This is a genomic window from Streptomyces sp. NPDC054847, from assembly GCF_053610925.1.
Map to the genome: position 1 here is coordinate 23,236 of NZ_JBSGZJ010000024.1, position 12,138 is coordinate 35,373.

Consider the following 12,138-nt stretch of genomic DNA (forward strand, 5'->3'; position numbering starts at 1 on the left):
GCACAGCCATGCCGGGGGAAGGTCGGCGCACACCATGCACGTCACGCATCTGTCGCTGGCCGACTTCCGCTCGTACGCCCGGGTCGAGGTCCCTCTCGATCCGGGCGTCACCGCTTTCGTGGGGGCGAACGGGCAAGGCAAGACGAATCTAGTCGAGGCCGTCGGCTATCTCGCCACGCTGGCCAGCCACCGCGTCTCCTCGGATGCGCCGCTGGTACGGATGGGGGCCGAGCGGGCCGTCATCCGGGCCGCCGTGACCCAGGGGGAGCGCTCGCAGCTCGTCGAGCTCGAACTCAATCCCGGCCGGGCGAACCGCGCCCGGATCAACAGGTCGTCGCAGGTCAGGCCTCGTGACGTCCTGGGGATAGTACGGACGGTGCTCTTCGCCCCGGAGGACCTGTCGCTGGTGAAGGGCGATCCCGGCGAGCGCCGGCGGTTCCTCGACGAGCTGGTCACGGCGCGCTCGCCGCGCATGGCGGCTGTGCGCTCCGACTACGAGCGTGTGCTGAAGCAGCGCAACACCCTGCTGAAGTCGGCGGCCATGGCGCGGCGACACGGCGGCCGTGGCATGGACCTGTCCACCCTCGACGTCTGGGACCAGCACCTGGCTCGCGCGGGCGCCGAGGTGACCGCTCAGCGGCTCGACCTGATCGCCGCCCTGCAGCCGCTTGCGGACAAGGCGTACGAGGCGCTCGCGCCAGGAGGCGGTCCCGTCGCGCTCGAGTACCGGTCCTCGGCCGGCCCCATGGACGAGGCTCACGGCCGCGAAGCGCTGTGCGAGCAACTGACGGCGGCGCTGGCCGAGGTGCGCAAGCAGGAGATCGAGCGGGGGGTGACCCTGGTCGGTCCTCACCGTGACGAACTGGTCCTGAAACTGGGGCAACTGCCCGCCAAGGGGTACGCGAGTCACGGAGAGTCCTGGTCGTACGCGCTGGCGCTGCGGCTGGCCTCGTACGACCTGCTGCGGGCCGAGGGCAACGAACCCGTGCTGGTCCTCGACGACGTCTTCGCGGAGCTCGACGCCCGACGCCGGGAGCGGCTGGCCGAGCTGGTGGCCCCCGGCGAGCAGGTGCTGGTGACCGCGGCCGTGGACGACGACGTACCGGCAGTGCTGGCGGGTGCCCGCTACGAGGTCTCGGGCGGGACGGTGCAGCGCGTATGACCGGTGAGAGCGGGGAAAGGCCGGCAGAGGCGGAAGTCTCGGCCGCCGGAGAGTCCTCCGGTGTGGACCTGGCACGCGTGGCGTTGCGCGCCGCGAAGGAGCAGGCCAAGGCCCGTGGCGCGGCGGCGCAGCAGAAGAAGCAGGCCAGACGGGGCGGTGGGCTGCGGTCCGGCGCCCGGGCCGACGGGCGCGATCCGCTGCCGCTGGGTGCGGCGATCAACCGGCTGATCACCGAGCGGGGCTGGGAGACGCCGGCCGCCGTGGGCGGGGTGATGGGCCGCTGGCCGCAGATCGTGGGCGACGACCTGGCCAATCACTGTGTTCCGCTGCGGTACGACGAGGCGCCGGACGAGCGCCTGCTGACCGTTCAGTGCGACTCGACGGCGTGGGCCACCCAGCTGCGGCTGCTGGCTCCGCGCCTGGTGGCCAGACTCAACGAGGACCTGGGGCACGGGACTGTCCGCGCGATCAAGGTGCTCGGTCCGGGAGGCCCCGCGCGCCGGTTCGGACCCTTGCGGGCCCCGGGCAGCACGGGCCCCGGGGACACGTACGGCTGATGTCCGGCCGTCACCGCGGATGCCCTTGCGGCACAAGGAACCCGGTGGCACGGATGAGGTGTCCCTCACGGTAGCGAGAGGTTGACAGCCCGAAGCGCTCAAAGCCCGTGTGAGCCTCTTGGAGCCCCTTCCCGGATATGGGGAGTCGGACGGTGATGGTTCAGGGCGCCACAGGCGGACTCAGCTACCGGCAAACCGCCATTAGTGTCAGCGATACCGGTAGACTGGTCGACAGTCCCGCTTCTGTTGCGGGACACGTCGATTAGATGCCGAACGACGCAGCCGCTCCCGCCTTGCCGGTGAACGGCTCGTGCTGTGCCAGAAAGGGCGCTTCGTGGCCGATTCCGGCAACCCCAACGAGAACACTCCGTCCACCCCTGCCGGTGGGAACGGCGAGGTCACAGCCTCGTACGACGCCAGCGCGATCACCGTCCTCGAGGGTCTGGACGCGGTCCGCAAGCGCCCCGGCATGTACATCGGCTCGACCGGTGAGCGTGGACTCCACCACCTCGTCCAAGAGGTCGTCGACAACTCCGTCGACGAGGCGATGGCCGGCCACGCCGACACCATCGACGTCACGATCCTCGCCGACGGCGGCGTACGCGTCATCGACAACGGCCGTGGCATCCCGGTGGGCATCCACCCCGTCGAGAAGAAGCCGGCCGTCGAGGTCGTGCTCACCGTGCTGCACGCGGGCGGCAAGTTCGGCGGCGGCGGCTACGCCGTCTCCGGCGGTCTGCACGGCGTCGGTGTCTCCGTGGTGAACGCGCTGTCCTACAAGCTCGCCGTCGAGATCTGGACGGACGGTTACCGCTGGACGCAGGAGTACAAGTCGGGCGTCCCCACCGCGCCGCTGGAGCGGCACGAGGCCACCACCGAGACCGGGACCTCGGTCACGTTCTGGGCCGACGGCGACATCTTCGAGACGACGGAGTACTCCTTCGAGACGCTCTCGCGCCGTTTCCAGGAGATGGCCTTCCTCAACAAGGGCCTGACCCTGACGCTGACCGACGAGCGCGAGTCGGCCAAGGCCACCGCGGGCGCGGAGACGGGTCAGGAGCCGGAGGACCTCGAGCAGCCGGCCCGTACGGTCAAGTACCACTACGAGGGCGGCATCGTCGACTTCGTGAAGTACCTGAACTCCCGCAAGGGCGAGCTGATCCACCCCACGGTCATCGACATCGAGGCCGAGGACAAGGAGCGGCTGCTCGCCGTCGAGATCGCGATGCAGTGGAACTCGCAGTACACGGAGGGGGTCTACTCCTTCGCGAACACGATCCACACGCACGAGGGCGGTACCCACGAAGAGGGCTTCCGCTCCGCACTCACGGGCCTGGTCAACCGGTACGCACGCGAGAAGAAGCTGCTGCGCGAGAAGGACGACAACCTCTCCGGCGAGGACATCCGCGAGGGTCTGACCGCGATCATCTCGGTCAAGCTGGGCGAGCCGCAGTTCGAGGGTCAGACGAAGACCAAGCTGGGCAACACGGAGGCCAAGACCTTCGTGCAGAAGGTCGTCCACGAGACCCTGACCGACTGGTTCGACCGTAATCCGAATGAGGCCGCGGACATCATCCGCAAGGGCATCCAGGCGCAGACGGCCCGCGTCGCGGCCCGTAAGGCGCGTGACCTGACGCGTCGCAAGGGTCTGCTGGAGTCGGCGTCGCTGCCGGGCAAGCTGAGCGACTGCCAGTCCAACGACCCGACGAAGTGCGAGATCTTCATCGTCGAGGGTGACTCCGCCGGCGGCTCGGCCAAGTCCGGCCGTAACCCGATGTACCAGGCCATCCTGCCCATCCGCGGCAAGATCCTGAACGTCGAGAAGGCGCGGATCGACAAGATCCTCCAGAACACCGAGGTGCAGGCGCTGATCTCGGCCTTCGGCACCGGTGTCCACGAGGACTTCGACATCGAGAAGCTCCGCTATCACAAGATCATTCTGATGGCGGACGCCGACGTCGACGGCCAGCACATCAACACCCTGCTCCTGACGTTCCTGTTCCGCTTCATGCGGCCGCTCGTCGAAGCGGGCCACGTCTTCCTCTCGCGCCCGCCGCTTTACAAGATCAAGTGGGGCCGGGACGACTTCGAGTACGCCTACTCCGACCGTGAGCGCGACGCCCTGGTCGAGCTGGGCAAGCGGAGCGGCAAGCGGATCAAGGAAGACTCCATCCAGCGCTTCAAGGGTCTCGGTGAGATGAACGCCGAGGAACTGCGCATCACCACCATGGACCAGGACCACCGAGTGCTCGGCCAGGTCACGCTGGACGACGCGGCCCAGGCCGACGACCTGTTCTCGGTGCTCATGGGTGAGGACGTGGAGGCGCGGCGCTCGTTCATCCAGCGCAACGCCAAGGACGTTCGCTTCCTCGACATCTGAGTCGGTCTCAGCTGACCGTACGAAAGGACTGAAGACCAGCAATGGCCGACGAGAACACGACAGTGACGCCCGAAGAGGAGCCCATCGTTCCGGGCGTGGGCATGCGCGTGGAGCCCGTGGGGCTCGAGACCGAGATGCAGCGCTCGTATCTCGACTACGCGATGTCCGTCATCGTCTCGCGTGCGCTGCCGGACGTGAGGGACGGGCTCAAGCCCGTCCACCGCCGTGTGCTGTACGCGATGTACGACGGTGGCTACCGGCCCGAGAAGGGCTTCTACAAGTGCGCCCGCGTCGTCGGCGACGTCATGGGCACCTACCACCCGCATGGCGACTCCTCGATCTACGACGCCCTGGTCCGCCTGGCCCAGCCATGGTCGATGCGCATGCCGCTGGTGGACTCCAACGGCAACTTCGGCTCCCCGGGCAACGACCCGGCCGCCGCCATGCGGTACACCGAGTGCAAGCTCATGCCGCAGTCGATGGAGATGCTCCGGGACATCGACGAGGAGACCGTCGACTTCCAGGACAACTACGACGGCCGCAACCAGGAGCCGACGGTCCTGCCGGCGCGCTTCCCGAACCTCCTGGTCAACGGCTCGGCCGGCATCGCGGTCGGTATGGCGACCAACATCCCGCCGCACAACCTGCGCGAGGTCGCGGCCGGCGCGCAGTGGGCGCTGGAGCACCCGGACGCTCCGCACGAGGAGCTGCTCGACGCGCTCATCGAGCGGATCAAGGGCCCGGACTTCCCGTCCGGCGCGCTGGTCGTGGGACGCAAGGGCATCGAGGAGGCGTACCGCACCGGTCGCGGCTCCATCACGATGCGCGCGGTCGTCGAGGTCGAGGAGATCCAGAACCGCCAGTGCCTGGTGGTCACGGAGCTTCCCTACCAGGTCAACCCGGACAACCTCGCGCAGAAGATCGCCGATCTGGTCAAGGACGGCAAGATCGGCGGCATCGCCGACGTCCGTGACGAGACGTCCTCGCGCACCGGCCAGCGCCTGGTGATCGTGCTGAAGCGCGACGCCGTCGCCAAGGTCGTGCTGAACAACCTGTACAAGCACACCGACCTGCAGACGAACTTCGGCGCCAACATGCTGGCGCTCGTCGACGGCGTGCCGCGCACCCTGTCGCTGGACGCGTTCATCCGCCACTGGGTGACGCACCAGATCGAGGTCATCGTTCGGCGCACCAAGTTCCGGCTGCGCAAGGCGGAGGAGCGCGCGCACATCCTGCGCGGTCTGCTCAAGGCACTGGACGCGATCGACGAGGTCATCGCGCTGATCCGGCGCAGCGACACGGTCGACGTCGCGCGAGAGGGCCTGATGGGCCTGCTCGAGATCGACGAGATCCAGGCCAACGCCATCCTCGAGATGCAGCTGCGCCGACTGGCCGCCCTGGAGCGCCAGAAGATCGTGCAGGAGCACGACGAACTGCAGGCGAAGATCAACGAGTACAACGCGATCCTCGCCTCGCCGGAGAAGCAGCGCGGCATCGTCAGCGACGAACTCGCCGCGCTCGTCGAGAAGTTCGGCGACGACCGGCGCTCCAAGTTGGTGCCCTTCGACGGTGACATGTCCATTGAGGACCTGATCGCCGAGGAGGACATCGTCGTCACGATCACGCGTGGCGGCTATGTGAAGCGCACCAAGACCGACGACTACCGCTCCCAGAAGCGCGGTGGCAAGGGCGTGCGCGGGACGAAGCTCAAGGAAGACGACATCGTCGACCACTTCTTCGTCTCCACAACGCATCACTGGCTGCTGTTCTTCACCAACAAGGGCCGGGTGTACCGGGCCAAGGCGTACGAGCTGCCGGACGCCGGCCGTGACGCGCGTGGCCAGCACGTCGCCAACCTGCTGGCCTTCCAGCCGGACGAGCAGATCGCCGAGATCCTGGCGATCCGCGACTACGACGCCGCTCCGTACCTGGTGCTCGCCACCAAGGCCGGTCTGGTGAAGAAGACGTCCCTGAAGGACTACGACTCACCCCGTTCCGGCGGCGTCATCGCGATCAACCTCCGGGAGACGGAGAGCGGCGAGGACGACGAACTGATCGGCGCGGAGCTGGTGTCGGCGGAGGACGATCTGCTGCTCATCAGTAAGAAGGCGCAGTCGATCCGGTTCACCGCGACCGACGAGGCGCTGCGCCCGATGGGCCGCGCGACCTCGGGCGTCAAGGGAATGAGTTTCCGAGAGGGCGACGAACTGCTCTCGATGAATGTCGTCCGGCCCGGTACTTTCGTGTTCACAGCCACGGATGGCGGGTACGCGAAGCGGACCGCCGTCGACGAGTACCGCGTCCAGGGCCGCGGCGGCCTCGGTATCAAGGCCGCCAAGATCGTGGAGGACCGCGGATCCCTCGTGGGCGCGCTGGTGGTGGAGGAGTCCGACGAGATCCTCGCCATCACGCTCGGTGGCGGTGTGATTCGAACGCGAGTCAATGAAGTCAGGGAGACGGGCCGTGACACCATGGGCGTCCAACTGATCAACCTGGGCAAGCGCGATGCCGTCGTCGGCATCGCTCGCAACGCCGAGGCCGGTCGTGAGGCCGAAGAGGTCGAGGCGGCCGTCGAGGCCGAAGGGACCGACGAGGCCGCCGTCGAGGCGACGGCCGAGGCGGCAGCCGAGGGCACACAGTCCTCGGCCGGGGAGCACGAGGAGTAAAGCGTGAGTGGAGCCACGGGCGCCGGACCGGCAGCATCCGGAGCGAACGGTGCCCGTGGCCCTGCCGCGGACTCCCAGGGGGCCACAGTGACGGACAACCGAGGGCAGCAGCCCCCGTACCAGATGTTCTCCGGCGAGCAGCCTGCCCCGCAGCAGGCCGGCCAGCCGTACCACCCGCCGCAGGCGTATCCCTCGCCCGGCGGGACCCAGGGCGGCCAGCAGCGGCCGGCCCAGGGCGCGGGTGCGGCTTCGGGCGCCGCGGTGCGCAGACCGCGCACAGGGGCCCGTACGACGCCGCGTACGCGCAAGGCACGGCTGCGGGTGGCGAAGGCCGACCCGTGGTCGGTGATGAAGGTCAGCTTCCTGCTCTCCATCGCGCTCGGCGTGTGCACCGTGGTCGCGGCCGCGGTGCTGTGGATGGTCATGGACGCGATGGGCGTCTTCTCGACCGTCGGCGGGACGATCAGCGAGGCGACCGGCTCGAACGAGAGCAACGGCTTCGACCTCCAGTCGTTCCTGTCGCTGCCGCGCGTGCTCATCTTCACCTCGGTGATCGCGGTGATCGATGTGGTGCTCGCCACAGCGCTGGCGACGCTCGGAGCCTTCATCTACAACCTCTCCGCCGGTTTTGTGGGCGGTGTCGAGCTCACGCTCGCCGAGGACGAGTAGCGCCGCGGAGGGGTCCTCGGATTCCGATTTTGGCGCTGCACCGCGTGTGCGCTAATCTTCAGAGGTCAGCGCGCAGCGCGGAGGGGCTATAGCTCAGTTGGTTAGAGCGCATCCCTGATAAGGATGAGGCCACAGGTTCAAATCCTGTTAGCCCCACAGTGACGACAGGCCCGGCCGGAGATTCTCCGCCGGGCCTGTCGCTTTGTGTACGGCATGAGTTGGCATGCTGCGGGTACCACCGGGCGTAGGTCACCGATCGGTATCGGTCGGTGTGTATAGTCGGGCGCCAGAAGTCCTCATACGTCAAGGAAAGACGAGGTCGCGCGGTGAAGAAGCTTCTCCTGGTCGCACTGGCCGCCATCGGCGGGCTCCTCGTGTACCGCCAGATCCAGGCGGATCGCGCCGAGCAGGATCTGTGGACGGAGGCGACCGACTCCGTGCCCGCAGGTTCGGGTGTGTGAGACGCAGCGTTTCTTGGACATGAGCCCCGGTCGCCGTAGCGGCCGGGGCTCTGTGCTGTCCGCCCTCGGGGCCGCTGCCTACGGGGGATCACTGAACGTCATCGGTCGTTAGGGGATCCTGGGATTTCGCTTCCGCGAATCAGTTGCTTGCGGTAGCGAACCTGATCGTTCCCGGCCGCGTGGACACGCCACCAGCGCCGTGGATCAGAGGCCGGACGGGGGCGCCGGTGTCGGACCCGGTGGCGGACAACGAGGGATGATTCGCCCGCGCGCGAAGACAGCGGAGCGGAGTCCGGGGCAGGATGGTCCGGGCCACGGTCGCGTGGTGCCGGGCGCGGTGCGTCCAGGCCCCGGCCGGGGCGTCGTTCCTGGTGCGGCGAGGAGCACGGCGGCCACGGACGGGTCCGGCTCTCGGCGGACTCATCGACCACAAGGAGAAGCGCGTGAAGAGGCAGCGCGGCAGGGCCCGGGTGGCGCTGGCCGGGGCGGCGGCGTTGTGTGCGGTGGCGGCGCTGCCGGGACAGGCGTGGGCGGCGGGCCGGCCGAGCCCCTACGTCTTCGACGCCGAGGCCAAGCCGGTGAAGGGCACCCCCGTCAACATCAACGGCCCGGAGCTGACGGCCGGTTCGACGTACAAGGACTCGATCAAGCCGGGTGAGAAGCGCTACTACCGCCTCAACCTGGACGCCCGGTCCAATGCCTATGTGTCGGCGGTCGCGGTTCCCGCGCTGGGCACCAAGGTCACTTATGCGGACCAGCTCAAGGTGTCGATCGAGGACGGCTCGGGCACCGAGTGCAGCGACGGCGAGGCACGGTTCGGGTCGGCGGCCTTCGCCCGGCCGGTGGCCGACTACGCGAGCCGCAGGATCGAGAAGGACAACAGCAGCTGCCAGGAGGCAGGGGCGTACTACGTGCTGCTGGAGCGGGACTCGGAAGACGCGTCCTCGTCAGAACCGTGGGACGTGGAACTCCGCTTCGCCTCCGAACCGGCGCTGAAGTCCGCCGGTCCCACCGCGGCTCCCGAGGTCTGGCCCTCCGCCTCGCCCGCGGCGCCGGCCGGCGGGCCGCAGAAGCGTCACGGGGGCACGAGCTTCCATGACTCCACGAGCCTGAAGCAAGGCGAATGGCAGGACAGCATCAAGCCCGGGGAGACGCTTTTCTACCGGGTGCCTGTCGACTGGGGCCAGCAGATCTTCGTCGGCGCCGACCTGGCCAACAGCCCGAGCGGTGACGCGACGAAGAGCGTCAGCAACGCCCTGGTGCTCGCCCTGCACAACCCGGCGAGGGGCTTCGTCGACGACGAGTCGGGCATGTACTACGACGGCAAGCAGAAGTCGATCTCGCTGGACCCGCTGCCTCCCGTGGCGTACGAGAACCGCTACGCCTCGGACACCGCCACCAGCGCCATGCGGTTCGCCGGCTGGTACTACCTCGCGGTCACGCTGAACCCGGAGATCGAGGAGGCGTACGGCGGCAATGCCGTCCCGCTGACCCTGCGCGTGAACGTCAAGGGGGACGCGGCTGAGGCACCCGCGTACGACGGGCCGGCCGGTGACTTCCGCGTCACGGAAGAGGACCAGGCGGCCGCGGAGAGCGGCGCGAGCGCGCAGGAAGCGGCCAAGAGCGACACGATGGTGATCGTCGCGACCGCGGGGATCGGAGCGGGGACCGTGCTGGTGCTCGGGCTCGGCGTCTGGACGCTGCTGGCACGGCGCCGGACGCCCGAGGAAGCGGCACCCGCCACCTTCTCCGTGCCGGGCCAGGGCGGCCCGCAGGGGCCCGCTCAGGGAGTGGGGAACGGCCCCGCCCAGGGCTACGGGTACGGGCAGTACGGGCCCCCGCCGGGGCAGTAGCCGCCGGCCGGGGGCAGTGGGCACAGGGCCTGCTGTCAGCGTCGGCGGGGCGGACGGCCCTACGACCGGGCGACTGCTGCCACGGCCGGTCCCTTCCCGACGACTGCTGGTCAGGGATTACGGCTCCTGCCCGGCGGGCACAGGGCACGTTCCACCGGCGGGACTCAGACCTGGGTCAGCGCCCAGATCCCCACCGCGAAGCACAGCACAGCGACCAGAAGCACAGGGACCGCGACCTTCGGGGGCGGTCCCGGCCGCTTTCCGGTGCGTGCCGGTGGAACCTGCGGGCCGTGAGCGGTGTACGTACGGGTAGAGGGCCCGCCGTACGGCGTCGGCGGCGGCTGATGGGGGGAGGCGGCATGCGCGGTGACAGCATCGGCAGTCTGCGCATGGGCGGGGGCGCCCGGCGCGGCACCGGCCGGACGCGGGACCGGCGGCGGGGCGGGCATGGGACCTGGTGTGGGCTGCGTCCCGACGGGAGAGGCAGGCGGCGTGTGCGGCCCGCCGGTGTGCGGCAGCGGGGAGGGCTGCTGCTGCTGTGGAGGCGGCGCGAGATGGAAGCTGCCCGTCTCCAAAGGGGGAGGAGTCGGCTGCACAGCCGTGCTCCGGTCGGCGGCCTGCTCCGACGTCTGTGGCCCGTTCGGGCCGAAACCCGCGGGCAGTGGGCCGAGTTGGTCGAAGATCTCGACGGGTTCCTCGCCCGGCGGCGGCTCGGGAAGCAGGTCCGCAGCCGCCGTGAGGGCCTTGCGCGCTCCGGTGGCGGTACGGAACCGCGCCTGCGGATCCGGCTGGAGCAACCCTGCCAGCACCTGCCAGAGCGGCTCCGGAATGCCCTGGGGAGCGCTCGGAGTGCCGTGGGCGGCGTAGTGCTCCACCAAGGCCTGGGAGTCGGGTTTGCGGCCCTGCAACAGATAGAGGCCGACCAGGCCCACCGCGAACAGGTCGGCCGTGAAGTCGGGCTCCGCGCCGAGCATCTGCTCCGGTGCGAAGTAACCCGGCGTGCCCACCACATAGTTGGTCTCGGTCAGCCGGGGCTCGCCCTTGCGCATCGAGATGCCGAAGTCGGAGACCCGCAGATGGGGCCGTCCCCTTCCTGTCGCCTCCATCAGGATGTTGGCCGGCTTGATGTCGCGGTGCACGACACCCTCCGCGTGGACCGCGGCAAGACCGGACAGCAACTGGTCGAGCAGGGTGCAGACGAACCGCGGCGGCAGCGCACCGTAGTCACCGATGACATGGGCAAGCGAACCGCCGCTCACCAGGTCCATGGTGAACAGCACCTTGTCGTCGTCCGCGGCCCAGCTGGCCGGGGCGAGCACATGGGGATGGTCGATGCGCATCGCCTGCTCCCGCACGAACCGGAGCAGCGTGTGCGCATCGCTCTGCTGGAGAACCTTCGCCGCCACATAGCGACGACGACGGTGGTCCCAGGCGCGCCAGACGGCGCCGACACCACCGCGCCCGATCGGATCGATCAGTTCGTACCGACCGGCGAAGACCTCACCCATTGTGCTGCGCCCGCTCCCCGTTCCTCATGAAGGCGACTGTCCGCCTCGTTCAGCTCTGGTGCGACTCGAAGTGCGAGACCGCGTCGGCGGTGCGCCCGGCGCCGTACACCCGGAGGAACTCTGCCAGCTCCGGGTGCGTCGGGGCGAGTGAGTCCGCCGCATCGATGATGTCCCCCGCAGCTGCAACGGAGCGCAGCAGTGACTGGATCTCGCGCACCACACGACGGACCGTCGGCGCCCCCGAGCCGCTGGTCGACGAGTTGGTGCTGGTGAGGACCGAGCCGCCCTGCGACTTCTTGATCTCGTCCATCCGCGCGGTCGCCTCCACGGCACTCACACTGCCGTCGGCCACCTGACCTGCCAACTCCTGGAGCGCCTGGACGCGTTGGACGACTGCGGGGTTTCCGATCTTCGCCCGCTGGCCGCTCATCAGCTGGGACAGCATCGGAGCCGAGAGCCCCAGGACGCCGGCGAGTCGCGCCTGGTTGAGCCCCAGGTCATCGATCAGACGACGAAAGAGAGCCCCGAGGGGCTCCCCGTACCAGCTGCGCTGCAGTTCCCTGGCTCTTGCGGTTGTTTCCTGCTGCGCTGCGTCCATTGCGTCTCCCCATCGCTTCCCCAAGCGGCTTCGCTGCTGCGAACCTTGTGGTGCATCTTACGGAGCGTGGTCGGTGACGGGGAGTCCCGGCCGGAACCCCGATATTTTTGCAGGATCACGGGGGTGACCCGGTACTCTTGTGCACGGCGGTTGCCGGGACACGGTTGTCCACGGTCCTTCCGTCGTTCCGGGGCCTTAGCTCAGTTGGTAGAGCGCTGTCTTTGCATGGCAGATGTCAGGGGTTCGACTCCCCTAGGCTCCACAGCAGGAAGAGGTCCCCCGAC

General features: G+C 68.9%; 9 protein-coding genes and 2 tRNA genes. 9 read left to right on the forward strand and 2 right to left on the reverse strand.

The genetic code is table 11. From position 1 onward, the window contains the following. Positions 1 to 34 precede the first annotated feature (34 nt). The 8 genes from recF (at position 35) to ACWGH4_RS05210 (ending at position 9,748) form a co-directional block, all read left to right on the forward strand. Positions 35 to 1,162, forward strand: coding sequence for a DNA replication/repair protein RecF (gene recF / locus ACWGH4_RS05175; protein WP_453455778.1), 1,128 nt, complete (start codon positions 35 to 37; stop codon positions 1,160 to 1,162). Next, a complete protein-coding gene (locus ACWGH4_RS05180) occupies positions 1,159 to 1,719 on the forward strand; it encodes a DUF721 domain-containing protein (RefSeq protein WP_453455780.1) in 561 nt (186 codons plus the stop codon). Before recF ends, ACWGH4_RS05180 begins: the two co-directional genes overlap by 4 nt. A gap of 310 nt (positions 1,720 to 2,029) precedes the next feature. Beyond that, on the forward strand, positions 2,030 to 4,099 hold the full coding sequence (gene gyrB / locus ACWGH4_RS05185) for a DNA topoisomerase (ATP-hydrolyzing) subunit B (protein WP_453455783.1): 2,070 nt from the start codon (positions 2,030 to 2,032) through the stop codon (positions 4,097 to 4,099). A 41-nt stretch (positions 4,100 to 4,140) separates the two neighbouring features. Next, positions 4,141 to 6,765, forward strand: a complete 2,625-nt coding sequence (gene gyrA, locus ACWGH4_RS05190; protein ID WP_453455785.1) for a DNA gyrase subunit A — start codon at positions 4,141 to 4,143, stop codon at positions 6,763 to 6,765. Positions 6,766 to 6,852: 87 nt separating this feature from the next. After that, on the forward strand, positions 6,853 to 7,434 hold the full coding sequence (locus tag ACWGH4_RS05195; protein ID WP_441263340.1) for a DUF3566 domain-containing protein: 582 nt from the start codon (positions 6,853 to 6,855) through the stop codon (positions 7,432 to 7,434). An 82-nt stretch (positions 7,435 to 7,516) separates the two neighbouring features. Beyond that, a tRNA-Ile gene (locus ACWGH4_RS05200) sits at positions 7,517 to 7,590 on the forward strand. A gap of 170 nt (positions 7,591 to 7,760) precedes the next feature. Next, complete coding sequence (locus tag ACWGH4_RS05205) at positions 7,761 to 7,895, forward strand: DLW-39 family protein (protein WP_003958712.1); 135 nt, start codon at positions 7,761 to 7,763, stop codon at positions 7,893 to 7,895. A gap of 443 nt (positions 7,896 to 8,338) precedes the next feature. After that, positions 8,339 to 9,748, forward strand: coding sequence for a hypothetical protein (locus ACWGH4_RS05210; protein ID WP_453455788.1), 1,410 nt, complete (start codon positions 8,339 to 8,341; stop codon positions 9,746 to 9,748). Between the two features lie 164 nt (positions 9,749 to 9,912). Here the strand turns inward: ACWGH4_RS05210 and ACWGH4_RS05215 are convergent, their stop codons facing one another. Continuing rightward, positions 9,913 to 11,256 carry a serine/threonine-protein kinase gene (locus ACWGH4_RS05215; protein ID WP_453455791.1) on the reverse strand — a complete coding sequence of 448 codons (1,344 nt, stop codon included), beginning with the start codon at positions 11,254 to 11,256 and terminating at the stop codon, positions 9,913 to 9,915. A gap of 49 nt (positions 11,257 to 11,305) precedes the next feature. Next, positions 11,306 to 11,854, reverse strand: coding sequence for a helix-turn-helix domain-containing protein (locus ACWGH4_RS05220; protein ID WP_307707377.1), 549 nt, complete (start codon positions 11,852 to 11,854; stop codon positions 11,306 to 11,308). Between the two features lie 189 nt (positions 11,855 to 12,043). Between ACWGH4_RS05220 and ACWGH4_RS05225 the strand changes: the two genes are divergently transcribed. Continuing rightward, positions 12,044 to 12,116, forward strand: a tRNA-Ala gene (locus tag ACWGH4_RS05225). Positions 12,117 to 12,138: the final 22 nt, after the last annotated feature.

Bases quoted from the DNA above. Each gene is read 5' to 3' on its own strand.
- recF (WP_453455778.1), top strand. From the start codon at position 35: ATGCACGTCACGCATCTGTCGCTGGCCGACTTCCGCTCGTACGCCCGG.
- ACWGH4_RS05180 (WP_453455780.1), top strand. From the start codon at position 1,159: ATGACCGGTGAGAGCGGGGAAAGGCCGGCAGAGGCGGAAGTCTCGGCC.
- gyrA (WP_453455785.1), top strand. From the start codon at position 4,141: ATGGCCGACGAGAACACGACAGTGACGCCCGAAGAGGAGCCCATCGTT.
- ACWGH4_RS05215 (WP_453455791.1), bottom strand. From the start codon at position 11,256: ATGGGTGAGGTCTTCGCCGGTCGGTACGAACTGATCGATCCGATCGGG.
- ACWGH4_RS05220 (WP_307707377.1), bottom strand. From the start codon at position 11,854: ATGGACGCAGCGCAGCAGGAAACAACCGCAAGAGCCAGGGAACTGCAG.